The sequence below is a fragment of the Variovorax nitratireducens genome, from assembly GCF_051216545.1.
Classification (GTDB): Bacteria; Pseudomonadota; Gammaproteobacteria; order Burkholderiales; family Burkholderiaceae_C; genus Variovorax.
In genome coordinates this window covers 12,267-36,482 of record NZ_JBPJZO010000011.1, presented here as the reverse complement: position 1 = coordinate 36,482, position 24,216 = coordinate 12,267, and the positions used below count along the sequence as shown (strand labels likewise).

Genomic DNA, 24,216 nt, shown 5'->3' with positions numbered 1-24,216 from the left:
GAATCGAGCTACACGCAGTGAGCGAGGAACGGGGGTGGGAGTCATTTCAGCCACTGAACCATTTGGCCGGCACCGTGACGAGCTGCGGGAACAGCACCATCAAGAACAGGATCGCGAATTCGGCCAGCATGAAAGGCAGCACACCCTTCGTGACTTCGTCCATCTTCATGCGCCCGACGCCCGCCACCACGTTGAGGACGGTGCCTACCGGTGGCGTGACCAGGCCGATCGAGTTGTTGATGATGAACAGCACGCCGAAGTACACCGGGTCGATGCCCGCCTGCTTGATCACCGGCATCAGCACAGGCGTCAGGATGAGGATGGTCGGCGTCATGTCCATCGCTGTGCCCACCAGCATGCACAGCACCATGATGGCGATCAGCAGCAGCGTCTGGTTGCCCATGAAGGGCTCGAGCAGCGTGATCACCTTGCTCGGCAGGTCGGCCACCGTGATGAGCCAGGCCGACACCAGCGCCGCAGCCACCAGGAACATGATGACCGCGGTGGTCTTGGCCGCACTCACGAACACCGCGTACAACTGGCTGAGCTTGAGTTCACGGTAGATCACCGTGGCCACGAAGAGGGCATACACCGCGGCCACCACCGCCGCCTCGGTCGGCGTGAACACGCCGAAACGCAGGCCCACCAGGATGATCACGGGCAGCATCAGGGCCCAGGTCGCCTGGCGCAGCGCCTTCAGGATTTCGGCGGTGGACTTGCGCGGCGGCGGAACAAGCGTTTCCTTGCGCACCAGGTACATCCAGGTCAGCCACAACGCGGCGCCGATCAGGATGCCGGGAAAGATGCCGGCCAGAAACAGCTTGGAGATCGACACGTTGGCGGCGACGCCGAAGATCACGAAGCCGATCGAGGGCGGAATCACCGGACCGATCACGCCCGAGGCGGCGATCAGCCCGCCCGCCTGCGCCTTGTTATGGCCGGCGGCCACCATCATGGGTAGCAGCAGCGCGGTGAGTGCCGCCGCATCCGCCACCGCCGAACCCGACAGGGCCGACAGCAGGATGGCCGCCACGATGGTCACGTAGCCCAGGCCACCCTTGACGTGGCCGACCAGCGCCAGCGCGAAATCGACGATGCGCCTGGACAGCCCGCCCACGTTCATGATCTCGCCGGCCAGCATGAAGAATGGCACGGCCAGCAGTGGAAAGCTGTCGGCGCCGTTGATCACGTTCTGCGCCAGGATCTGGGCATCGAACATGTCCAGATGCCACATCAGTGCAACGCCGGTGGCCAGCAATGCATAGGCAATTGGAATGCCCAGCGCCATCGCGCCGATCAGGGCGCCGAGGAAGATGGCGACGGTCATGACTTGCTCCCGGGGCGCGTGTCGATGCTGGGAGGCGCCTCGGCGTTCTCACGCGCCAGCTGAGCCTGCAATTCCTCGAGTTCGCCCGCTTCTTCGGATTCCTTGACCATCACCAGCTCGTCCTCCCGCAGCTGGCCGGAAAGGTTGCGCCACAACTCGCGCAGCAGCAGCAGGCCGGCCGACACCGAGAACACCACGCCGGCGGAATAGAAGATCGCCATCGACGCGCCGGTGACCGGTGCCTCGACGTCCAGGTTGATCCTGGCCTGCGCCAGGCTGCCGGAAAAGATCAACCAGGTGATGTAGAGCATCAGGAGCTGGCCCAGCACCAGGCAGATCTTCTTTCCCATCACGGGCAGGCGCGACACCAGCATGTCGCTGCCCAGATGGGCGTGTTCCTTCAGGGCAACGATGGCGCCCAGGAACACCAGCCAAACGAACAACCAGCGCGACACCTCCTCCGACATGGTGATGCCGGTGTTGAAGGCATAGCGCAACACCACGTTGCCGAACACCAGCACCACCATGGCGGCCAGCGCCAGTGCGATCAGGCCATCGAGCAGCTTGCAGTAGCCATCGACCAGCTTGTTCATGACTGTCTCCCTTGTTCTTTCGTTGATGAATCGGTCGCTGTCGCGTCAGGCGACGCTGTCGGAGTGGTAACGCTGCGGTGCGCGGATCTCGCCGGCCATGGCTTCGGGGTAGATCAGCTCGCGCAGGAAGGTTGCGTCCTTGCGCACGCCTGCGGCGGCCTCGCCATAGCCGAAGTAGTCGAGGTAATAGGGAATCTGCTGGATCAGCATCTCGAAGCCGGGCTGCGCACACAGCCCGCGCGCTCGCGCGGCCTGTACCAGCGGCGTGGGCTGACCGCGCAGCAGGATGTCGAACAGGGCGGCATGGCTGTCCATGCGCCCCACGTCACAGGCCAGCGCATCGCCGGGCGCCAGCCCCAGCTGGGTGGCATTGACCACCACGTCGTAGCCGGCCGGATCGTTCGAGCCGACGGCCACCACGGTGGCGTCGAAGAAGGCGTCGAGCTGCGCGGCGAGTCCGGCCGCCTTGCCCGCCATCGGGTCGTAGAAGGCGATGTGCTCGGCGCCGTCGACCGTGCCGCCGTCCGCTAGCGCCACGCCGATGGCCGCGCCGGTTACGCCGGCGCCCAGCAGCAGCACGCGCTTGCCGCGAAACGGAATATTGAAGTAGTCGAGCGCACCGGCGAAGCCTTCGCCATCGAACAGATCGCCTTCGAGTTCACCTTCGGCGGTTCGGCGCACGACGTTGACCGACCCGGCCACCCGGCCGAACAGGCCGCAGCCGTCGAGCAGGCCGACGACCAGCGGCTTGTGCGGTGGCGCGATCACCATGCCCCTGAGGTTCCGGGCGAGAAAACTGGCCTTGAAGAACACCGCCAGGTCGCGCGCTGCAACGCGCGTCGGCGCCAGCACCGCGTTGATGCCGTAGCGCTCGAACACCGCGTTGAACATGCGTGGCACGCGCACGTTCGCCACCGGATCACCAGGGATCAGGTAGAGGTCGGTGTTGCCGTCAATGGGTTGCATGTCTCGCTCCGGGGGTTCGACAATCGCGCTTTTGATGCAGCGATTCGTGCGCGGACTGTAGTGGGCAAATCAGAAAGTGGGTCGGGGGTCAATCCTGATTCCGATCGATGATCGATCGGTACAAAATGATAATCGAACGTTTTTGGGGTTTACCTGAAGGAACCTATGGAGAGAGATGACAGCAGTCCACCGCCCGGCCTCGAAAAGCGCGACTGGATCGCAGGGCTCGAGCGCGGCATCAGCGTGATCGAGGCGTTCGACGATGCCAATCCACGCCTGACCGCCAGCCAGGCCGGCCATCGCACCGGTATGACGCGAACCGCGGCCCGGCGCTACCTGCTGACGCTGCAGCACATGGGCTATGTGGCAAGCGACGGCAAGCTGTTCTGGCTCACGCCGCGCGTGCTGCGGCTCGGGCAGTCGTACCTCGAATCGGCGCGTCTGCCGCGCATCGTGCAGCCCTTCCTGCAACGCGTCGCCGCCGGCACGCACGAGATCGTCTACCTCAGCGTGATGGACGGTGACGAGGTGGTCTACATCGCACGCAACGGACCGAACCGGAGCATGAGCACCGGCTACGTGCTCGGCGCGCGCGTGCCGGCGCAGGTGACGGCTGCCGGCATGCTGATGCTCGCCCTGCGCAGCGATGCCGAGTTGGCCACGTGGCTCGAAACGCACGAACTCAGCGTGTTCACCTCGCACACCATCGCAAGCAAGGATCGGATGCGACTGGAACTGGCGCGCATCCGGACGCAGGGCTGGTCGATTTCGGAGCAGCAGCTAGACCTGAATTCGCGCGGCATCGCGGTGCCGCTGCGCGACCGCCGGGGCGACCTGGTCGGCGCGCTCAACATCACGATGCCGATGGGGCACGAGAGCAGCGAGGACGCAGTCAAGCGGGTGCTGCCGGTGCTGCGCGAAACGGCGCAGGCGATGCGCAACCTGATCTGACGCCAGCGCTGCGCCCTACTGTGCAAGCCCCTGGAGATAGGGCTCCGGGTCGACCGCCGTACCCATCTTGCGGATCTCGAAATGCAGCTTCACCTGGTCGCTGCCGCTGCGGCCCATCTCCGCGATCTGCTGGCCTTCGCGCACCGACTCGTTTTCCTTGACCAGCACCTTGTCGAGGTGGGCATAGGCGGTGATGAAAGTGTCGCCGTGCTTGAGCACGACCATCGTGCCGTAGGCAGGCAGCGCGCTGCTCACCACCACCACGCGGCCTTCGCGCGATGCGAACACCGGGTCGCCAAGATTGCCGCGGATGTCGATGCCCGGATTGAGCCGCCCGTCGAACCGGGCGATCAGTGCGCCCTGCGCGGGTCGCGCGAAGCTGGCGCCGGGCACCCGGGCTGGCGGCCCCGACGGGCGCGCCGGCACGACGATGGCCGGCTCGACCACAGCGGCACGCGGTGACGGCAAGGGAGCAATCGGGGGCAGCGGTACAGACGCGCTGCAAGCGGCCAGCCCCGCGACGACGGCCAGGCCCAACATTCGGGCGGAAAAAAACATCCAGCTACTCCTCGACGAAAGCCTCACTTCGTTTGAACTCCATTGCGGTTTGCATCATAGGCCCCGAGAACCGCCGGGAGCGCCACGCGGCCGCGCTGCTGCCGGCGGCTCAGGCCGCCTTGAGGAACACGTCGTGATCAGGCGCGAAACTGGCGTGCAGCGGGAGCATGGCGCCGCCGAGTGCGCTGGCCCGGGCGCCGGCCTTGCCGCCATGCAGCTGGGGGCGCCACAAGCCCTCCCAGTTGCAGCGCTCGAGCGCCGCGCGGGTCTGCGCCAGCAGTGCGTCGAGCAGCGCGCGCGACATCGACCCGTCCATCACCACATGGCCCAGGTCGAGCACGGCGGTGCCGCTGGCGATGGCATGCGCCAGGGCTGGGGCGGCGCGGGCTAGCCAGGCTTGCGTGGCGGCTGCGAAAGGCGGCTGCAGTGCGCGCTCGTCGTAGGCTGCCGTCGCGTCCAGTCCGGCGCTGCGATAGCCCTGCTCCAGCTCCCACAGCGAAGCCTCGCTGATCAGCTGGGTTCCGGCCTGGCCTGCGTGCGCCGGCTGCAGGGGCAGCGAGGCCAGCGCGCCCGCATTGCCATGCACCCCGGTGTGCAGGTGCGAGTTGACCACCAGGCCGCCGCCCACGAAGGTGTCGACAAAAATGTAGAGAAAGCTCTTGAGGTCGTGCCCGCGGCCGCTCACCAGTTCGGCCACGCAGGCGGCCGCGGTGTCGCGCGCAAAGCTCACCGGCAGGTCGGTGCGCGCCTGGATCTCGGCGCCGAGATCCATCTGGTTCCACAGCTCGGACTGCGCCTGCGACACGCCCAGCATGCGATGCCATCCCCCCAACTGGAACGGTGCCGCCAGACCGACGCCGGCGGTGCGGCTCGCGAGCGGCCCCAGCCCGTCGCGCAATTGCTGGATATACCGCGCCACGGCCGGCAACAGCTTCCTGGCATCGGGAAAGGCGTAGCTCAGCGCGTGCTGCTCGCGCACGCGCGCGGCAAAGTCGATCAGCAGCCACTCGCAACCGCGCCGCCCGATCTTGATGCCGATGGCAAAGGCCCCGTCGGGGTTGAGCGCCAGCGGCACCGAGGGTTGGCCGATGCGCCCGCGAACCCGGCTCTGCTTGACGACCAGCTGGTCTTCCTCCAGCCGCGCCGTGATGAGGCCGATGGTTTGCGCGCTCAGACCCGTCAGCCGCGCGAGGTCGGCCTTGGGCAGGCTGCCATGGACCCGCAGCGCCTGGAGCACCACGCGTTCGTTGAACTGGCGCATGCCGACCTGGTTGGAGCCGCGCGGCCGCAACAGGTCGGGCGCTCCTACCGTGTCGGGCATGCTCAGGCGAGAGCCTCTGGCGGCAATTGCTCGGGCAGCATGGCGCCGGTCATGACCGCCACCGTGTCGCTCATGCTGATGTTGCGCGGGTTGAGCACCGCCGCACGCTTGCCCAGCCGCGCCACGTGAATGCGGTCGGCGACCTCGAACACGTGCGGCATGTTGTGGCTGATGAGCACCACCGGCAGCCCCTTGTCGCGCACCCGGCGGATCAGCTCCAGCACCATGTTGCCCTCCTTGACGCCGAGCGCCGCAGTCGGCTCGTCGAGGATGACCACATGCTCGGCAAAGGCTGCGGCGCGCGCCACCGCCACGCACTGGCGCTGGCCGCCCGACAGCGTCTCGACCGCCTGCGTCATCGAGCGGATGCCGACTTTCAGGTCGTTCATGCGCGCGACGCTCAGCTCCAGCATTCTTTTCTTGTCGAGCATGCGCAGCACATTGCCGAGGAAGCCTTCGCGCCGGATTTCGCGGCCGAGAAACAGGTTCTCGGCGATCGTCATGGCCGGGGCCACTGCCAGATCCTGGTAGACCGTCTCGATGCCGACGCGGCGCGCATCGATCGGGCCCTTGAAGTGGATGACCTCGCCGTCCAGCACGATCTGACCCTCGTCCGGCACGGTGGCACCCGACAGGCACTTGATCAGCGAGGACTTACCGGCACCGTTGTCGCCGATCACCGCCAGGATCTCGCCGGCGCGCAGTTCGAAGTCGGCGCCGTCGAGTGCGGTGACCTGGCCATAGCGCTTCACCAGGCCCTTGGCCTGCATCACGATTCGAGGAGTGGACATCAGCGGCCTCCCCGACGTGAGAGCTGGTCGACCGTGACCGCCACGATCACCAGGATGCCGGTGATCAGCACCTGGTAGACCGACGACACGCCCATCAGCGTCAGCCCGTTGCGCAGCACGCCGACCACGACCGCGCCAACCAGCGTGCCCAGGATCAGGCCGCGGCCGCCGAACAGGCTGGTGCCGCCGAGCACCACCGCGGTGATGGCGTCCAGGTTCTCGGTTTGCCCGGCGTTCGGGTCACCGACGCCGGTTCGCGCCACCGACAGCAGGGAGGCGATGCCGTAGAACACGCCGGCCAGCACGTAGACGCCGAGCAGCACGCGCTCGGGCGGAATGCCGACCAGGCGCGTCGCTTCGGGGTTGTTGCCGACGGCATAGACGTGGCGCCCGGCGCCGGTCTCGCGCAGCCAGAACCAGACGCCCAGGTACAGCAGCATCATCAGCACCGTTCCATAGGCCATGTTGGCGCCGCCGATCGGAAACGTGCTGCCCAGCCAGGTCATCATCGGCGGCACCTCGGTCACGGTCTGCGCGCCCGAGTAAAGCTGCGTGATGGCGAAGGCGATGTTGAAGGTGCCCAGCGTCACGATGAACGGCGGCAGCTTGATGCGCGTGACCAGCAGGCCGTTGACCAGCCCGAACAGCGCCGTGACCGCGATGCCCGCCAGGATGGCCAGCGGTGCGGGCACGCCGGAGTCGGCGGCCAGCTTGGTCATGACGATGCTGCCGAGCGCCATGATCATTCCGCACGACAGATCGATGCCGGCCGTGAGGATGATCAGGGTCTGGCCGATGGCGATCACGCCCACCACCATCACCTGCTGAAGAATCAGCGAGAAGTTCTCCGCGCTGAAGAACCGGTCGGTTGTCAGACCGAACACCACGCATGCGATGAGCAGCGCGATGAAGGGCCCGAGCTGACCGAGCGGCGGGAGTTTCTGTTTCCAGTTTTCCACAGTGATGGCCTGCCGGTCAGCCGCTTACTTCTTGCCCCAGCACAACTCGGTGCCGACCTTGGTGTCCTTGCTGTCGATGCCAGTGACCGACTTGCCGGCGATCAGCGTGACGCCGGTGTCGGTGTAGCCGCTGACCTTCTTGCCGGTCTTGGCGTACTCGATGCCCGCGGCCACGCCCATGGCGGCCATCTTCAGCGGGTACTGCTGCGAAGTGGCGGCGATCTTGCCGCCGGCCACGTCCTTGATGCCGTCGCAGCCGCCGTCAACCGACACGATCATCACGCCCTTGTCCTTGCCGGACTTCTGCAGCGCGTTGAAGGCGCCGGCAGCGGCCGGTTCGTTGATGGTGTAGACGAGGTTGATGTCGGGATTTTTCTGCAGGCAGTTTTCCATCGCGGTCTGGCCCTTGGCGCGATCGCCGAAGCTGTCGGCCATGCACACCACTTCGGCCGGCTTGGCCAGCTCGTTGTTCTTCGCGTCGTTGCTGGCAAGGCCGAAGCCCTTCAGAAAGCCGTTGTGGCGCTGCGCGCCGACTGGGTGGCCGGGGAACAGATCGAGCGTCGCGATCTTGACGGGCTTGCCCGCCATCGCCGCCTTGGCGTACTCGCCGATCAGCACACCGGCCTTGTAGTTGTCGGTGGCGAACAGCGCGTCGGTAGCTTCCTGCGGGTCGGTCGGGCTGTCGAGCGCGATCACCATCACGCCTTTTTCCTGGGCCTTCTTGATCGCCGGGATGATCGCCTTGGAGTCGCTCGGCGTGATCAGGATGGTCTTGGCACCGGCAGCGATCATGTTTTCCATTGCCGCCACCTGGCCGGCGTTGTCGCCATCGGCCTTGCCGGCGCCGCTGAGCAGCTTCGCGCCCTTGGCCTTGGCCTCGGCCGTCGCGCCCTCCTTCATCTTCACGAAGAACGGGTTGGTTTCGGTTTTGGTGATGAGGCCGATCACCGGCTCGCCGGCCGCGAAGGCCGATGGTGCGGCCATCGATGCGGCCAGTGAGAGGGTGGCCAGGGCCAGGGTGGAACGCTTGCTGAACATTGTTTGTCTCCAGTGGGCAGGCGGATCGCCTGCGATGCTTGAAAAAAGAACCTGCGCCGCCTCGGCGAGGTCTTTGCAACGGGGGGCGAGGCAACTATAGTTGCGGTCGACTAATTAAATCAAGTTGTTGTAGTTAGTGATAACCCGAAGGAGACGCAGGATGTTCGTGGTCTGTGGCGAGGCTTTGATGGACGTTTACATGGGCGAGTCCACGCCTGTCGGCATGCTGCTCGATGCGCGCATCGGCGGCTCGCCGCTGAACGTGGCGCAGGGACTGGCCCGCCTGGAACGGCCGGTGGCCTTCCTCTGCGGCCTGTCGACCGACGCACTGGGGGAGCGCTTGTTCGCCTCGTTGCAGGCGGAGCGCGTCGACACCTCGCTGGTGTTGCGCAACGACGCACCGAGCACGCTGAGCGTGGTCAGCGTCGATGCGGGCGGCGTGCCGCGCTATGCCTTCCACGGCAACGGCGCGGCCGACCGACAGCTCACGCCCGCCAACCTGGCGGCGCTGCCGCCGGCGACGCGCGTGCTGCAGTTCGGCTCCTATGCGCTGGCGGTGGAGCCGATCGGCAGTACGCTGCGCGCCCTCGCCGCGCGCGAGCGCGAGCGCTGCCTGATCGCCTACGACCCCAACGTTCGCCTCAACGTGGAACCCGACCTCGCGCACTGGCGCGAAGTGGTCGAGTTGATGGCCTCGCTCGCGCACCTCGTGAAGGTGAGCGACGAGGATCTGGGCCTGCTCTACCCCGCCGAAACGCCCGAGCAGGTTGCGGCCCGCTGGCTGGCCGGCGGCGCGGCGCTGGTGGCGATCACGCGCGGCAGCAAGGGCTCGAGCGCGTGGACTGCCAACGCACAGGCCGATGCGCCAGCGCAGCCGGTGCAGGTGATCGATACCGTCGGTGCCGGCGACACCTTCCAGGCCGCCCTGCTGACCTGGCTGGACGAGCACGATGCGCTGACGCCCGCCGCCCTGGCCGCGCTCGATGCCCGACAGCTGGAAGCGCTGCTGCGCTTCGCCGCCCAGGCCGCCGCCATTACCTGCTCGCGGCGCGGCGCGGACATGCCGCGGCGCGCGGAACTGCCGCGCTGAGCCGCTGAGCCGCTTAGCCGCTCAGTTGCTCAGTTGCTCAGCCGCTACCCCCACGCTAGCGCCGGCCCCAGCCGAACGGCGGCTGCCCCCGCCAGTAGCGCAGCGTGAGCCAGCCGCCCGCGATGCCGCCCAGGTGCGCGAAATGCGCGACGCCGTTCAGGCTGCCGGTGACGCCGAGCCCCAGTTCGACCAGGCCGTAGAGCAGCACGAAGAGCCAGGCCGGCATCGGGATCGGCGGAATCAGCGGCACGATCTTGCGGTGGGGGAACAGCATCGCGAAGCCGAGCAGCAAGCCGAACAGGCCACCCGAGGCACCGATGGTCGGCACCATGCTGCCGCTCAAGGCGGCCACGCCCAGCTGCGCCAGCGCCGCGCACAGCACGCTCACGAAGTAGAAAACCAGCAAGCGCCGCGCGCCCCAGACGCGCTCGAGTTCGGCACCGAACATGAAGAGCCCGAACATGTTGAACACCAGGTGCGAGAGGCCGCCGTGCAGGAACGAATAGCTCAGCAACTGCCAGGGGAGGAACTCGCCGGAGCCGATCGGCCAGAGCGCGAAGGCATCGAGCCCGACCATCGCCTGGGCAAAGTACACGATCACGCAGGACAGGATCAGGGCCTGGGTGGCAGGCGGCATGCGAAACATCGGGATTCCGTTCTCGGGGTCAGGGGGGGTGGCGCCGTCGCGGCGCCTGCGTGCGACTCGTGTCGCGTCTCAGGGTTCCGTGCGGCTACATGCGCTCCAGGCGCTCCGCGCGCTCGATGCGCCCGAGCCGCCACGCGCAGCCGGTGGCCAGCAGGCACAGCAGTGCTGCCACGCCGAACATGATGCCAAAGCCGAAGCGGCTGGCGATCGCACCGCCGAGCAGCACGCCCGCGACGCCGCCGATGCCGTAGCCGACCACGGTGAACAGCGCTTGCCCGCGGCCACGCAGCCGCCCCGGAAAGTAGCGCGTGACCAGCGCGATGCAGGTGGTGTGGTGCGCGGCAAAACTCAGTGCGTGGAGCGCCTGCGCCAGCAGGATCGCCCACAGCCACTGCCCGGCTGCGCCGGTGATGGCCATGCGCGCCACGCCGACCGCGCCGCACACCAGCAGCCAGCGTGCCATCGGCAAGCGCGCGATGAAGCGGCCCTGGCCGAAGAACCAAACCACTTCGGCCAGCACCGAGACGGCCCAGAGAAAACCGATCATGCCCTTGCTGTAGCCGAGCGCGTCGAGGTAGAGCGACAGGAAGCCGTAGACCGCGAAATGCGCCGTGACGTGCAGGCAGAGCGCCGCCAGAAACCAGCGCACCGCCGGCTGTCGCAGCACCGGGCCCACCGGCACCCGCTGCTGGTGCGCAGTGGCCGGCGGCTCGCGCACGTCGGGCAGGCGCCATGCCGCGAACAGCACCAGCGCCAGCGTGGCGCCGGCCCACATTGGAAGGTGGCGCATGCCGAAGCGCTCGAACCACTCGCCCGCGACGAACACTGTCACCAGAAAGCCGGCCGAGCCCCAAAGACGGATGCGGCCGTAGCGGCCCCAGTCGCCGGCCACCAGGTGCGCCATGGCGGCTTCGGTGAGCCCCATCATCGAGCTGGTGTGGGTGAACAGCACCAGCAGCACCAGCGCGATCCACCATGCGCCGCCCTGAAGCCAGAGCCCGAACGACGCCGCGAGCGCAATGGCCGCGCTGATGCGCAGCAGCCGCACCCGCTCGCCGGTGTGGTCGGACAACGCGCCCCATGCGTACGGTGCGAACACGCGCGTGAGCGACTGCACCGCCGCCAGCAGGCTGATCGTGAAGATCGGCAGGCCCTGATCCTTGAGCCAGAGCGGCAGGTACGGATTGAAAAACCCGATGTGCGCGAAGTAGCTGGCCGAGAGCGCCGCAAAGGCAAGCAGATGGCCGCGGCCACCAGGCGCAGGCGCGCCCGCGCTCACAGAAACGAGGACTGCGGGCCCTCGGCCTCGCTCGAAGTGCCGGCCTCCGCGCCGCCGCCCGCAGCCCGGCGACGCTCCTGTGCATGCACGTCACCGTTCTGCGCGCGGTTGCGCAGCGCATGTTCCATCACCACCAGCGCCAGCATGGCCTCGGCGATCGGCGTCGCGCGGATGCCGACGCACGGGTCGTGGCGGCCCTTGGTGATCACGTCGACCGGCTGGTTGTGGACATCGATCGACTGGCGCGGGCTGATGATCGAGCTGGTCGGCTTGATCGCGATGCTCACTTCGAGATCCTGGCCCGAGGTGATGCCGCCGAGCGTGCCGCCGGAATTGTTGGTGGCGAAGCCCTGCGGCGTGATCGAGTCGCCATGCGTGGTGCCGCGCTGCGTGACGCTGGCAAAGCCGGCGCCGATCTCGACGCCCTTCACCGCGTTGATGCCCATCATCGCGTAGGCGATGTCGGAATCCATCTTGTCGAACAGCGGCTCGCCAAGACCGATGGGCACCTTCGATGCGGTCACGCGGATGCGTGCACCGCACGAGTCGCCAGCCTTGCGCAGGGCGTCCATGTAGCCCTCGAGCGCGCCCACGTCGGCCATCGGCGCGAAGAACGGATTGTTCGGCACATGCTTCCAGCTCTCGAACGGAATCACGATCTCGCCGATCTGCGCCATGCAGCCGCGAAACACGGTGCCGTACTTCTCGAACAGCCACTTCTTGGCGACCGCGCCTGCCGCCACCATGGGAGCCGTGAGCCGCGCCGACGAGCGCCCGCCGCCGCGCGGGTCGCGAATGCCGTACTTCTTCCAATAGGTGAAATCGGCGTGGCCGGGGCGAAACTGCTGGGCGATCTGGCCGTAGTCCTTGCTGCGCTGGTCGGTGTTCTGGATCAGCAGCGCAATCGGCGTGCCGGTGGTCTTGCCTTCGTAGACACCGCTGAGGATCTGCACCGCATCCGGCTCGTTGCGCTGCGTCACGTGGCGGCTGGTGCCGGGGCGGCGCCGATCCAGGTCGCCCTGGATGTCGGCTTCGGTCAACGCCATGCCGGGCGGGCAACCGTCGATCACGCAACCGATCGCAGGGCCATGGGATTCACCAAAGTTGGTGACTGCGAAAAGGGTGCCGAAGGTGTTGCCGCTCATGGGGCGGAATTATCTCCCGGAGGGCAGCGCCTATCTGGCTGACACAAAACTTGCACCGAATCGACCGGCCGTGGCCGAACGGCGTATGGACAGTCGCCGCGACGCTGAATAACGTTGCACCCAGTCGAATTTCCGGCCCGCCAGCGCAAAGGTCTTCATGCAGCCCCATCTCCAGATTCGTTGCATCGCCCCCCGGCTTTATGCCTACAGCCTGAGCGCGGGCGGTGCTCCGACGCAGCTTGTCGAAGAAACCACGCTCGAATCCCTCGAACGCTGTCTCGGCGATGCGAGCGATTCCCTGGGCGCCTATTTCGCCAGCGTGCAGATCAGCATCGAAGGCCAGCCCCTCGGCACTTTCGCGGTCGGCCTGGTGCAGCGCAACGCGATAGCGGTGGCGAGCCAGTTGCGCGAGAAGCTCATCCGGGAACACCGGCACGCGGAGGACGCGGCCCTGCTGCCGTAGCCCGGCGTCAAGCCATCTGCGCTCCGCAATCGGGAATGCTTTATGCATGCTGCGACGCAGCATCATCCCACCCGCGAAGGAGCGCCCCATGCTGGATCGAACCGCCACCAAGTTCTCCCACGTCAAACCCGGCGACACGCAATTCGTGTCGGGCGGTTTGCGCGATTTCTTTCTCTACCGCGACCTGGGCGTGGCCGAAGCGACCAACGGCCAGGTGATCGCGCACCTCGTCAAGGCGAACATGCCCCCCGAAGAGGGCACGGGCTGGCACCGACATGAGGCGAATTTCCAGATCGTCATCATGACCAAGGGCTGGGCCAAGTTCATGTACGAAGACCAGGTCACGCTGGTCGAGGCCGGCGACGTGGTGCACCAGCGCCCCGGCATTCGCCACTACCTGTTCGACTACTCGCCCGACATGGAGTACCTGGAGATCGTCTCCCCGGCCGACTTCAAGAGCATCGACGTCGAGCCGGTCTGCGAGATTCCCGCGCCTACGCCCTGGGAGTGAGCAGCGTGCGCGCTGCATTGCGAGTTTTCAGCACTTCTTGAAAACTCCGCAAGCCCAGCGACAATGGCCGCATGGCCTCCGCACCCGCTCTCCCTCCCCTCAACCGCCAGTTCGTCGCCCACTTCGGCGAGATGGGCAGCAAGTGGGGCATCAACCGCACGGTGGGGCAGATCTATGCGCTGATCTACCTGTCGGAGCGTGCGCTCAACGCCGACGAGATCGCCGAGTTGCTGGAGTTCTCGCGTTCCAACGTGAGCATGGGCCTCAAAGAACTGCAGGCCTGGCGGCTGGTGCGGCTGCGGCACCTGCCGGGCGACCGGCGCGAATACTTCGAGGCGCCATCGGATGTGTGGGAGATTTTTCGCGTGCTGGCCGAGGAGCGGCGCCGTCGCGAGATCGAGCCGACGCTGTCGATGCTGCGCAATGCGCTGCTCGAGTCACCCACCAGCGAGGCTGAGCGTCATGCGCAGGAACGCATGCGCGAAATGCACGACCTGATCGACCGGCTGATGAAGTGGTTCGATGACGTGCAGCGGCTCGCGCCCGAAACCGCGATGCAGCTCATGGGCATGGGTGCGACGGTGACGAAGGTGCTGACGCTCAAAGACCGCATCACGGGCGGTTCCGCGAAGAAGAAAAAGCCTGCGGGCGGGTGACTTCCCGGGCTTCGTTCAGGGCGCGATCACGCCGACGGGGTACCTTGCTCCGCGAATGTCCCCCGGGCTTCGCCCTCCTCCTTTATTTCGCTGCGCAAGGCACCCCATCGGCGTGCTCGTCAAGCCCTCAGAGCCGCTCCTGCCCCTCCGGCGATTCAGGAAGCTCGAGCTTCTCCCTGCGGATGGCGTCGTCGTCCATGAGCTCGTACCACATGGCGTTGAGCACGGCGAAAGCGGCTGCCAGCGGCAGGCCGAGGAGCCAAGAGAAGTACCACATGTTGTTGTCCTGGTTGCGCTGATCAGTAGGCGTGTCCGCTCTCTTCGCGGATGGCGGCTTCGTCGACCTTGCCCCACAGCACGTGATAAACCCAGGTGGTGTAGGCCACGATGAGGGGAATGAAGATGCCCGTGACCACCAGCATGATGAACAGCGTGAGATGACTCGACGACGAGTCCCACACCGTGAGGCTGGCGCGCGGGTCGATCGACGAGGGCAGGATGAACGGGAACATCGAGGCGCCCACGCTCAGGATGATGCCGGCGATACCGAGCGCGGCGGCCAGCAGCGCAAGCCCGCCGCGGCGCAGTGCCAGGGCCAGCAGCGCACCCAGCGCGCCGACAAAACCCGCCGCCGGTGCCGCCAGCGTCCACGGGTGCGCCGCGTAGTTGAGAAACCAGGCGCCGGCGTGCAGTTCGGCCGTCTTGAGCATCGGGTTGGACGGGCCGTGCGCATCGACCACGCTGGTGATGCGGTAGCCGCTGATGAACCACCACAGCATCGCGCCGGCCAACGCATAGAGCACGACCGTCAGCACTGCGGCGACCATGCCGTACAGGCGAGCGCGCGCCGCAACCGGCCCCTCGGTCTTGAGCACCAGCCAGGCTGCGCCGTGCATCACCATCATCGCCACCGACACCAGCCCGCACAGCAAGGCGAACGGGTTCAGCAAGCCGAAGAAGGTGCCGTCATAGAAGATGTGCATGTCGCCCGAAAAGCGGAACGGCACGCCCTGCAGCACATTGCCCATCGCCACGCCGAAGATCAGCGCCGGCACGAAGCCGCTGAAGAACAGCACCCAGTCCCAGCGCGCACGCCAGGCCGGCTCTTCGCGCTTGCTGCGGAACTTGAAGGCCACGGGCCGCAGGATGAGCGCCGTGAGGATCACGAACATCGCGAGGTAGAAGCCCGAGAACGAAACCGCATACAGCTGCGGCCAGGCCGCAAAGATCGCGCCGCCACCGAGGATCAGCCACACCTGGTTGCCTTCCCAGACCGGACCGACGCTGTTGATCACAACACGGCGCTCGATATCCGTGCGTGCCGCAAAAGGCAGCAGGATGCCGCTGCCGAGGTCGAAGCCGTCGGTGATGGCAAAGCCCACCAGCAGCACGCCGATGAGCGCCCACCAGATGAGGCGCAATGTGTCGTAGCCCAGAAGTTCGTGCAGGATCATGGCTTACTCCGCTGCGGGAAAGGGAAGGCGCGCCGCCGCTGCGGTGCGTGGGTGCGGGGCGCCGACATCCGGCGCGTGCTCCTGCTCCGGCCCCTTGCGGATGGCCTTGAGCAGCAGCTTCATCTCGATGACGAACAGCACGGTGTAGATCGCGATGAAGCCGCCGAGCGTGAGCAGCAGCGTCTTCACGCCCAGGTTCGACACCGCCACCGCCGTCGGCAGCACCCCTTCGATGACCCAGGGCTGCCGGCCGAATTCGGCCACCAGCCAGCCGGCCTCGATCGCAATCCACGGCAACGGAATTGCGAACACCGCGGCCTTCAGGAGCCAGGGATGGCGGTCGAGCCGGCGGCGCGCCGACAGCACGAAGAAGGTGCCCGTCAGCAGGATCAGCAGCATGCCGATGCCCACCATCACACGAAACAGCCAGAACAACGGCGCCACCTGCGGCACCGTGTCCCATGCAGCCTTGGCGATCTGCTCGTCGGTGGCCTGGCGCGGGTCGTCGACATAGCGCTTGAGAAGCAGCGCATAGCCCAGGTCGGGCCCGTTGGTCTCGAAGCTGTCGCGCACGCCCTGCGAAACGGTCTGCGTGCTGCCGGCCGCGCGGATCTGCTGCAGCGCGTCGTAGGCCTTGACCCCGAGGCGGATACGTACTTCGGCGCGCTTCACGAGTTCGTCGATGCCGGGAATCACCGTGTCTAGCGAGCGTGTGCCGATCAGGCCCATCACGACGGGAATGTGGAGCGCGTAATGTGTCTCGCGCGCCGCCTGGTCCGGGAAACCGAACAGGGTGAACGCGGCCGGCGCCGGCTTGGTTTCCCACATGCCCTCGACCGCAGCGAGCTTCATCTTCTGGTGCTCGGTGGAAAGGTAGCCGCTCTCATCGCCCAGCACCACCACCGAGAGCGATGCCGCCAGGCCGAACGAAGCCGCCACCGTCATCGAGCGCTTGGCCAGTTCGATGTGCCGGCCCTTGAGCAGGTACCAGGCCGACACGCCCAGCACGAACACCGCGGCGCACACATAGCCGGCCGACACCGTGTGCACGAACTTGGCCTGGGCCACCGGATTGGTCAGCACCGCGAAGAAGTCGGTCACTTCCATGCGCATCGTTTGCGGGTTGAAGGCCGAGCCGACCGGGTTCTGCATCCAGCCGTTGGCAATCAGGATCCACAGCGCCGAGAAGTTGGAGCCGATCGCCACCGCCCAGGTGGTGACCAGATGCCCGACCTTGGAGAGCTTGTCCCAGCCGAAGAAGAACAGGCCGACGAAGGTCGCTTCCATGAAGAAGGCCATGAGCCCCTCGATGGCCAGCGGCGCACCGAAGATGTCGCCGACATAGTGGCTGTAGTAGCTCCAGTTCATGCCGAACTGGAACTCCATCACCACGCCCGTGGCCACCCCCATCGCGAAGTTGATGCCGAACAGCACGCCCCAGAACTTGGTCATGTCGCGCCAGATCACGCGGCCCGTCATCACGTAGACGGTTTCCATGATGGCCAGGATGATCGACAGCCCGAGCGTGAGCGGCACGAACAGGAAGTGGTACAGCGCCGTGACGGCGAACTGCAAACGCGAGAGTGCAACGATGTCGAGATCCATGGAGAGTCCTTTCTTCCTTGTTCAATCGGGTCGCAGCGCCAGCAGCGCGGCCCGGAAGGCGTCGCTGCCGCGCTGCAGGTCGGCCACGATGCGCCCCTCGCGCATGCAGACCAGCCTGTCCGCCACCTCGGCTTCGCGCCGCAGATGGGTGGCGATCAGCAGGCTGCGGCCCGCCGCCCGCGCACGCAGCCGCGCCAGCACGTCGTTGGCTGTCGCCGGGTCGAGCGCCTCGGTCGGCTCGTCCATCACCCACAGGGGGGTATCGCGCAGAAAGAGCCGGGCAAGTGCAAGCCGGCGCGATTGCCCGCCCGACAGGCCCAGCCCGCCCTCGCCCAGCGCAGTGTCGAGGCCCCGGGCCATGGCGCGCACTTCGTCGGCGAAGCCCGCCGCCTGCAGCACGGCCCACAGGCGTGCATCGTCGGCCGACGGATCCGCCAGCCGCAGGTTGTCGCGCAGGCTGTCCTGAAAGAGCTCGGTGCGCTGCGTCAGCAGGCAAGCGGCCTGCCGCACCACTGAGCCGTTGCGTGGCGCCATTTCGCCGGTGATGACGGCCAGCAGTGTCGACTTGCCCGCGCCGCTCGGGCCGATCAGCGCCACGCGCTCGCCGGCCGCCATGCGCAGCGAGAGCTGCTGCAGCACTGGCGCGGCGCTGCCGGGATGCACTGCAGTGACGTCGGTCAGTTGCAGGGCGCAAGCCGTTGCGTCGTTGACCGATGGCGCCTCCCTGTTTTCGGAAGCGGCCATGCGCGGCGCGAGCCGCTTCACCGCAAGCCAGGTGCGGCCGGCATCGAGCGCACCGCGCCGAAGCGCTGCAAAGGGCTCGACGGCGGTGAGCGCGACCAGCAATGCCAGCGCCGCGGCCGGCGCGCCGATGGCGCCCTGCTCCACGAGCGCGCCGACACCCAAAAGCACGGCGGCCAGGGTCAGCGTTCCGGCGCTGCCGTAGCCGAGGCCGGCTGCGGTCTCAAGCCGGTTCAGCGCCAGGTCGGCCCTTGCCAAACGGAGGTCGGCACGCGCCAGCGCTTCGCGCTGTGCGTCGATGCGGCCGGCCATCACCAGGTCGGTCTGGCCCGCGACCAGGTCGACCGCGCGGGCACGCAAGGCCTCGATCGCATGCGCGCGCAGGATGGCTGGCCGGCGCGCGCGCCGCGCCACCAGCAGCGCCATGCCCCAGCCGCTGGCGACGAGCCACAGCGCGAGCCCGATGCCCATGCCCGCATGCATGACGCCGAGGATCACGCCGGCCAGCAATGCGGCGCCGAGCGCGGCGACGGCGGGCACGATGAGCCGCAGGTAAAGCGTCTCGAGCGCATCGATGTCCGAGGTCAGCCGAAACAGCAGTTTGGCTGGCTGCATCAGCAGCGCGCTGGCGGCTTCGGCACGGGCCCAGCCGCGGAACAGCCGCACGCGTAACGCGGCCAGCACGCCGAAGGTCGCGTCGTGCGTGACCAGCCGCTCGGCATAGCGCGACAGCGTGCGGCCGACCGCGAGCAACCGGATCCCGGCAGACGGTGCGAACACGTCGAACATGAAGGCCGTGGCGAGGTTGAGGCCAGCCAGCGCGGTCGCCGTGATGAACCAGCCCGACAGGCCGAGCAGCGCCATGCCCATGAGCACGGTCAGCGCCGCGAGCAAGGCGCCCCAGAGCAGCGCGCGCGGCTGCGCGGCAAGGAAGGGGCGCAGCACCGGCCGGAGTTCACGCCACGCGGTCATTGAAGTGCCTTCGCTCATGCGGCCTCCTTCAGGGGCAGTGCATCGAGTTCGATCACGCGCCCCATGCGCGCGGCGAGCACCGGGTCGTGCGTCGCTGCGATCAACGTCTTGCCGCGCGCCAGCACCATCAACGCATCGGCCACGCGCTCGGCGGTTTCGGTGTCGAGGTGCGCGGTGGGCTCGTCGACCAGCAGCAGGTCGGCCTGGGGGTGCACGACCACGCGGGCCAGCGCCAGCCGCACCGCCTCGCCGCCCGACAGGCCATGGCCACCCTCGCCCAGCGCCACGCCCGGATCGGCCTGTGCCACGGCCTGCAACTGGGCGAAGTGCATCGCCGCCTCGACCTGCGCCGTGTCGACCCCGGCGCGTCCGAGCGCGACGTTGGCCCCGACCGGGCCGCTGAACACATGCGGCCGTTGCCCCATCCAGCCGATGCGCTGGCGCAGCGCCGCGACGCTGCGTTCGGTCAGCGGCACGCCGCCGATCTCGATCTCGCCGCGCGCGGCGGGGATCAACCCGGCCAGCAATGACAGCAGCGCCGTCTTGCCCGAGCCGCTGGCGCCCATCAGCGCGACATGCTCGCCGGCCGCGATCCGAAGCTCATAGCCTTCGAACAGAGGTGCTTCGCCGGGGTGTGCGAAGTGCAGGCCGCGCACGGCGACCGACGGCGCCGAACGCGGGTGGCGCGTGCCGAGGTCGGCGTCGGTGCCCACGACGGCCGCGTGCCCGCCGGGCAGCGGCACCGCGGGGTGCCCGAGCTGTGCCAGGGCCTGCAATGCCGCCTCGCCGGCCGCGCGGTCGTGCCACACCGCAGCGAGCTCGCGCAGCGGCTCGAAGAACGCCGGCGCCAGCAGCAGGATGAAAAGACCCTGCCCCAGGCTGAGCGCGTCGCCCCAGGCGCCGAAATGCAGCGTGCCCAGCAGGTGAAAGCCGATGTACACCGCCACCATCGCCACGCCGAGCGCCGAGAACAGCTCCAGCACGGCTGACGAAAGGAACGCGATGCGCAACACGGCCATGGTGCGCCGGCGCAGCGACTGCGCCGCATCGCCCAGCCGGTCGGCCGTGGCGTCGACCGCGCCGAGCGCACGCAAGGTGGCGAGGCCGCGCAAGCGGTCGAGCAGGAAGGCGTTCATGCCGCCCATCTCGACCATCTGCGCCTTGCTCGCCGCCTGCGCACGCAGGCCGACCATGACCATGAACACGGGAATCAGGGGCGCCGCCAGCAGCAGCACCAGCGCGGCCAGCCACGACAGGCTCGCCACCACCGCCAGGATCACGCAAGGCACCACCATGACGCGCCAGCGCGCCGGCTGGTAGCGCACCAGATACGGCACGATGGCCTCGGCCTGCTCCGCCAGCACGCTCGCCGCCAGCCCAGAGGGCGCCCGGCCGCGATCCAGCGGCGAGCCTGCCGACAGCGCGCCGACAACCTGGGCGCGCACCGACGACAAATGGGCACGGGCGCGCGTGAACACGCGCCGCGCGCCCCAGGCCTCGCAGGCGGCCCGCAACAGGCCGAGCAGGAGGATGCCGCCGGCCGGCATCAGCACGTCGGCGAAGCCGGCGCCCGATGCCAGTCCTTGAACCGCCCACGCCAGCAGCGCGGCCTGCGGCAGCCAGAGCAGCGCCGCAGCGCCCTGCACCACGCTGCCGGCCTCCGGCCGGGCAAGCGAACGCAGGGACGCGGCAAGCGAAGGCGGGTGCTTCATTTTTGAATTCGTGTATTTTCAGTAATTACTGAACTTTTCGGAATTTTAACCTGTGCCGCCGCGCCTGAGGAGCCACGCCGCCCCAACGCGAGCGACGCCGGCGCTAAGCTATGCCGTCACGGCGATCCAGCCGACGGAGCAGAGAAGTTGAAGATCCTTTCCATCACGCCGACCTACTTTCCTGAAGTCGGAGGTATCGAGTCGCTCGTGCGGGAACTGGCGATGCGAACCGCAAGCCACGGCTTCCGCATGGACATTGCGCACGTCTCGGCAAAGCATGAGGCGTTTTCCGTGAGCGAGCAAGACGGCCTCAGCGTATACCGGGTGCCGGTGGCCGGCAATCGCCTGGTCGGGTATGCGCGGGGCCTGGGCCGCCTGGCCGCCGGCTACGACCTGCTGCATGTGCACGACCCGCAATTGATGATGCTCACCGGCAACGTGCTGCTGCAGTGCCGCCGCGTTCCTGCGCTGGTCAGCCCGCATGGCGGGTTTCGCCACACACGGCAGCATGGCGCCCTCAAGTGGCTGCACGAGCACCTTCTGCTGCGCCGGCTGCTGTCGCACTACCGCAAAGTCCTGCCGGGCAGCGATTCCGATCTGGCGTACTTCCGCGGCTTTTCGGACAACACCGAGAAGTGCGAACCCGGCGTCAACTGTTCGAAATTCCAGGCCGGCATCCTCACCGCTGCGCCCGATCCGACCCGCTGGATCTACTGGGGCCGCTGGTCGCGCAACAAGCGGATCGACGCCGTCATCGACACCGTGGCGATGGCCCGGGATCGCGGCATCGCGATCGACCTGCTCATCGCCGGGCCCGACTTCGACAAGCTGGGCCCCGGGCTGCAGGCGAAGATCGACGCGCTCGGGCTGGGCGGATCGATCCGCATGCATCCCTACATCGACGATGCCGCCCTGTTGCAGGAGCTGCGCCAGCGCACCGTGTTCATCACCGGCAGCGAATATGAAGGCTTCGGCATCGGCATCATCGAGGCCATGGCGGCCGGCAAGATCGTGCTCTGCCGCGACATCGCGCCGATCAACGGCTTCGTCGACCGCGGCGCCACGGGCTTCTTTCTCGACTTCGACGCTGGCGAACGGGATCTGGCCGTGTTGCGGGAGGTCGCCGGCCTGGGCGCGGAGCGCTGCCAGGCGATGTCGGCGGCCGCGCAGTTGAAGGCCCGGCGCCACGACTGGGACTCGGTGGCGCGGCGATTCACCGAGCACTATGCGCAGGCATTGGCCGGCACCGACGCCGGCGCCGCCATGCGCCCACGCTAATTCGCTGCGATCTAACTCGCCACGATAGCGCCGCAGGCCAGCAGGCCGGCAAACAGGCCCAACACGAGCCGCCACGACGGGGGGCGAGATTCGACCTGACGGTGCAGCACGGCCGCAGCCGCGACCGACAGCACCAGTGCCGCGAGCAACCCCAGCGCATCGACCCAGGCGGACTGCGGCGTCCAGTAGTCCACGACCGCATTGACCGCCAGGATCACCGGGAAGTGGATCAGGAACAGTGCATACGAAATGCGCCCCACCTGCAACAGCGGCAGCGCCGGCGCCGGCCAGCGGGCCGGCGCCAGCCAGTGCCGGCGGTCGGCCAGCACGATCGCGAGTGCCGTGACCAGCGCCACCGCGATGCGGCTGCGCCAGTCGAGCGCAAGGGCCGCAACGCCGAGCAAAGCGAGCAGTGCCACCGCGATGCGCCAGCTGCTGGCGCGCGTGGCGCGGCCGATCCAGAAGCTCAACATGCCGAGTCCGTAAGCGCCGAAGAAATAGATCGCCGTGGCGTCCAGCGCCGGATACCGGTTGAACACCGCCAGCGAGATCGCGACCAGCCCCAGCACCAGCGCAACTGCGAGCCAACGGGCCCGCGCCGGAGGAAAGCACCAACGCCGCTGCATCCAGCCCGCCAGCCCGAACACCGCGAGCGCGAGCGCGAACAGCTGGAAGTCGATGGCCACGTACCAGATGCCGGCCGACAGCGCTTCGTACCCCAGCAGATCGTGCAGCAAGAGTCCGTGCGCGATGAGCTGCGGAAGGCTCGGCGCGTCCGGCACCGCAGCGTCGTCGAGCCAGGGCCGCACGGCGGCTGCGACCAGCACGCTGACGGTCAGCGCCGCCAGGTAGGGCATCACGAGCCGGCCGTAGCGCAACATGATCATGTGTGTGGCCGTGCGGTCATCGCGCAGCACGCCGGCCGGCGCCAGGCTCACGGCCGCGAGGAAACCGGCAATCACCAGGAACACCTGAACCGCAAGCCGGCCGTCTTCGGCCAGCCAGCCGAACAACGCCGGCGCAAGCGGCGCCGCGCCCTCGGCCAGAGGCCCGTAGCGAACCAGGTGATGCCCGACGATCAGCAGGCACGCGATCCCTTTGACGGCATCGAGCAGCGGCATGCGACCAGCCGCAGATTGCTGCGGCAAGGTGGCCACGGTGCAGGCCTGCGGTTAGAGGGAAAGCCGCTGGCGCGCGGCCAGGTATTCGCGCCTGAGCTTCTCGATGTAGGCGGCAGCGCTCGCCACTTCGGTGATGGCGCCGATGCCCTGCCCCGAACCCCAGATGTCTTTCCAGGCCTTCGCCTTGCTGCCCTCGCCGCCACCGAAGTCCATGGTTTTCAGATCGCCTTCGGGCAGGTTTTTCGGATCCATGCCGGCCGCGACGATCGACGGTGCGAGGTAGTTGCCGTGCACGCCGGTGAAGAGGTTGGAATAGACGATGTCATCGGAGGTGCCGTCGACGATCGCCTGCTTGTAGCCGTCGCTGGCGCGGGCTTCTTCAGTCGCGATGAATGCGGTGCCGATGTAGGCGAAGTCGGCGCCCATGGCCTGCGCCGCGAGCACCGCATCGCCGGTCGAGATCGAGCCCGACAGCGCGATCGGGCCATCGAACCACTGGCGGATCTCCTGGATCAGCGCGAACGGGCTCTTCACGCCCGCATGGCCGCCGGCGCCGGCCGCCACGGCGATGATGCCGTCGGCGCCCTTCTCGATCGCCTTCTTCGCGAAGGTGTTGCTGATGATGTCGTGCAGCGTGACGCCGCCGTAGCTGTGCACCGCGTCGTTCACGTCGGTGCGCGCGCCGAGCGAGGTGATGACGACCGGCACCTTGTACTTCACGACCATTTCCATGTCGTGCTCGAGCCGGTCGTTGCTCTTGTGCACGATCTGGTTGATGGCGAACGGTGCGGCCGGCTTGTCGGGATTGGCCTTGTTGTACGCCGCGAGTTCTTCGGTGATCTCGATCAGCCATTCCTCGAGCTGCGCCGCCGGCCGCGCGTTGAGCGCCGGCATCGCGCCGACCACGCCGGCCTTGCATTGGGCAATCACGAGCTTGGGGTTGCTGATGATGAACAGCGGCGAGCCGATGATGGGCAGCGGCAGGTTGGCGAGCACGGGGGGCAGTCTGGACATGTTGTCTCCGGATTCTCGGGATGCA

General features: G+C 67.6%; 24 protein-coding genes. 6 read left to right on the top strand and 18 right to left on the bottom strand.

Translation table 11 applies throughout. The features are described from left to right. Positions 1-46: 46 nt before the first annotated feature. Genes ACSFA8_RS21670 through ACSFA8_RS21660 form a run of 3 tightly spaced genes read right to left on the bottom strand, consistent with a single transcriptional unit; the run spans position 47 to position 2,886 of the window. A complete protein-coding gene (locus ACSFA8_RS21670) occupies positions 47-1,327 on the bottom strand; it encodes a TRAP transporter large permease subunit (protein ID WP_435481544.1) in 1,281 nt (426 codons plus the stop codon). Then, complete coding sequence (locus ACSFA8_RS21665) at positions 1,324-1,920, bottom strand: TRAP transporter small permease (protein ID WP_435481543.1); 597 nt, start codon at positions 1,918-1,920, stop codon at positions 1,324-1,326. The genes ACSFA8_RS21670 and ACSFA8_RS21665 overlap by 4 nt, the downstream gene beginning before the upstream one ends. Before the next feature lie 45 nt (positions 1,921-1,965). Next, positions 1,966-2,886, bottom strand: coding sequence for a shikimate dehydrogenase family protein (locus tag ACSFA8_RS21660; RefSeq protein WP_435481542.1), 921 nt, complete (start codon positions 2,884-2,886; stop codon positions 1,966-1,968). 165 nt (positions 2,887-3,051) lie between these two features. Here ACSFA8_RS21660 and ACSFA8_RS21655 point away from each other — a divergent pair, with 165 nt between their 5' ends. Further along, the gene (locus ACSFA8_RS21655; protein ID WP_435481541.1) at positions 3,052-3,837 is read left to right on the top strand and encodes an IclR family transcriptional regulator domain-containing protein; all 786 of its coding nucleotides are present in this window, start codon (positions 3,052-3,054) and stop codon (positions 3,835-3,837) included. Between the two features lie 15 nt (positions 3,838-3,852). Here ACSFA8_RS21655 and ACSFA8_RS21650 read toward each other — a convergent pair whose 3' ends face one another. From ACSFA8_RS21650 to ACSFA8_RS21630, 5 genes are all read right to left on the bottom strand, one after another. Further along, positions 3,853-4,395, bottom strand: coding sequence for a murein hydrolase activator EnvC family protein (locus tag ACSFA8_RS21650; RefSeq protein WP_435481540.1), 543 nt, complete (start codon positions 4,393-4,395; stop codon positions 3,853-3,855). A gap of 109 nt (positions 4,396-4,504) precedes the next feature. Continuing rightward, complete coding sequence (locus ACSFA8_RS21645) at positions 4,505-5,716, bottom strand: ROK family transcriptional regulator (protein ID WP_435481539.1); 1,212 nt, start codon at positions 5,714-5,716, stop codon at positions 4,505-4,507. 2 nt (positions 5,717-5,718) lie between these two features. Continuing rightward, a complete protein-coding gene (locus ACSFA8_RS21640; protein WP_435481538.1) occupies positions 5,719-6,507 on the bottom strand; it encodes an ATP-binding cassette domain-containing protein in 789 nt (262 codons plus the stop codon). Further along, on the bottom strand, positions 6,507-7,466 hold the full coding sequence (locus tag ACSFA8_RS21635) for an ABC transporter permease (protein WP_435481537.1): 960 nt from the start codon (positions 7,464-7,466) through the stop codon (positions 6,507-6,509). The genes ACSFA8_RS21640 and ACSFA8_RS21635 overlap by 1 nt, the downstream gene beginning before the upstream one ends. Positions 7,467-7,490: 24 nt before the next feature. Then, the gene (locus ACSFA8_RS21630; RefSeq protein WP_435481536.1) at positions 7,491-8,504 is read right to left on the bottom strand and encodes a sugar ABC transporter substrate-binding protein; all 1,014 of its coding nucleotides are present in this window, start codon (positions 8,502-8,504) and stop codon (positions 7,491-7,493) included. 160 nt (positions 8,505-8,664) lie between these two features. Here ACSFA8_RS21630 and ACSFA8_RS21625 point away from each other — a divergent pair, with 160 nt between their 5' ends. After that, the gene (locus ACSFA8_RS21625; RefSeq protein WP_435481535.1) at positions 8,665-9,594 is read left to right on the top strand and encodes a carbohydrate kinase family protein; all 930 of its coding nucleotides are present in this window, start codon (positions 8,665-8,667) and stop codon (positions 9,592-9,594) included. 55 nt (positions 9,595-9,649) lie between these two features. On the opposite strand, the gene ACSFA8_RS21620 is transcribed toward ACSFA8_RS21625, so the two are convergent. From ACSFA8_RS21620 to aroC, 3 genes are all read right to left on the bottom strand, one after another. Then, entirely contained in the window at positions 9,650-10,231 is a 582-nt protein-coding gene (locus ACSFA8_RS21620; RefSeq protein ID WP_435481534.1) for a rhomboid family intramembrane serine protease, read from the bottom strand. A 94-nt stretch (positions 10,232-10,325) separates the two neighbouring features. Beyond that, positions 10,326-11,519, bottom strand: coding sequence for an MFS transporter (locus ACSFA8_RS21615; RefSeq protein ID WP_435481533.1), 1,194 nt, complete (start codon positions 11,517-11,519; stop codon positions 10,326-10,328). After that, positions 11,516-12,664 (bottom strand): chorismate synthase, encoded by a 1,149-nt coding sequence (gene aroC / locus ACSFA8_RS21610; protein WP_435481532.1) that lies wholly within the window; start codon positions 12,662-12,664, stop codon positions 11,516-11,518. The genes ACSFA8_RS21615 and aroC overlap by 4 nt, the downstream gene beginning before the upstream one ends. A 157-nt stretch (positions 12,665-12,821) precedes the next feature. On the opposite strand from aroC, the gene ACSFA8_RS21605 reads away from it, so the two are divergent. The 3 genes from ACSFA8_RS21605 (at position 12,822) to ACSFA8_RS21595 (ending at position 14,294) form a co-directional block, all read left to right on the top strand. Beyond that, positions 12,822-13,127, top strand: a complete 306-nt coding sequence (locus ACSFA8_RS21605; protein WP_435481531.1) for a hypothetical protein — start codon at positions 12,822-12,824, stop codon at positions 13,125-13,127. Positions 13,128-13,215: 88 nt separating this feature from the next. Next, complete coding sequence (locus ACSFA8_RS21600; protein ID WP_435481530.1) at positions 13,216-13,638, top strand: cupin domain-containing protein; 423 nt, start codon at positions 13,216-13,218, stop codon at positions 13,636-13,638. A gap of 71 nt (positions 13,639-13,709) precedes the next feature. Then, the gene (locus ACSFA8_RS21595; RefSeq protein WP_435481529.1) at positions 13,710-14,294 is read left to right on the top strand and encodes a GbsR/MarR family transcriptional regulator; all 585 of its coding nucleotides are present in this window, start codon (positions 13,710-13,712) and stop codon (positions 14,292-14,294) included. Positions 14,295-14,421: 127 nt separating this feature from the next. On the opposite strand, the gene cydX is transcribed toward ACSFA8_RS21595, so the two are convergent. Genes cydX through cydD form a run of 5 tightly spaced genes read right to left on the bottom strand, consistent with a single transcriptional unit; the run spans position 14,422 to position 20,778 of the window. Further along, on the bottom strand, positions 14,422-14,571 hold the full coding sequence (gene cydX, locus ACSFA8_RS21590) for a cytochrome bd-I oxidase subunit CydX (RefSeq protein ID WP_435481528.1): 150 nt from the start codon (positions 14,569-14,571) through the stop codon (positions 14,422-14,424). A 22-nt stretch (positions 14,572-14,593) separates the two neighbouring features. After that, positions 14,594-15,748, bottom strand: coding sequence for a cytochrome d ubiquinol oxidase subunit II (gene cydB / locus ACSFA8_RS21585; RefSeq protein WP_435481527.1), 1,155 nt, complete (start codon positions 15,746-15,748; stop codon positions 14,594-14,596). A 3-nt stretch (positions 15,749-15,751) separates the two neighbouring features. After that, a complete protein-coding gene (locus ACSFA8_RS21580; RefSeq protein ID WP_435481526.1) occupies positions 15,752-17,353 on the bottom strand; it encodes a cytochrome ubiquinol oxidase subunit I in 1,602 nt (533 codons plus the stop codon). Between the two features lie 21 nt (positions 17,354-17,374). After that, entirely contained in the window at positions 17,375-19,084 is a 1,710-nt protein-coding gene (cydC, locus tag ACSFA8_RS21575; protein ID WP_435481525.1) for a thiol reductant ABC exporter subunit CydC, read from the bottom strand. Then, positions 19,081-20,778, bottom strand: a complete 1,698-nt coding sequence (gene cydD, locus ACSFA8_RS21570; protein WP_435481524.1) for a thiol reductant ABC exporter subunit CydD — start codon at positions 20,776-20,778, stop codon at positions 19,081-19,083. Before cydD ends, cydC begins: the two co-directional genes overlap by 4 nt. 147 nt (positions 20,779-20,925) lie before the next feature. Here cydD and ACSFA8_RS21565 point away from each other — a divergent pair, with 147 nt between their 5' ends. Beyond that, positions 20,926-22,056, top strand: a complete 1,131-nt coding sequence (locus tag ACSFA8_RS21565; RefSeq protein ID WP_435481523.1) for a glycosyltransferase family 4 protein — start codon at positions 20,926-20,928, stop codon at positions 22,054-22,056. An 11-nt stretch (positions 22,057-22,067) separates the two neighbouring features. On the opposite strand, the gene ACSFA8_RS21560 is transcribed toward ACSFA8_RS21565, so the two are convergent. After that, on the bottom strand, positions 22,068-23,177 hold the full coding sequence (locus tag ACSFA8_RS21560) for an acyltransferase family protein (protein WP_435481678.1): 1,110 nt from the start codon (positions 23,175-23,177) through the stop codon (positions 22,068-22,070). A 51-nt stretch (positions 23,178-23,228) separates the two neighbouring features. After that, positions 23,229-24,191 (bottom strand): NAD(P)H-dependent flavin oxidoreductase, encoded by a 963-nt coding sequence (locus ACSFA8_RS21555; protein ID WP_435481522.1) that lies wholly within the window; start codon positions 24,189-24,191, stop codon positions 23,229-23,231. Positions 24,192-24,216: the final 25 nt, after the last annotated feature.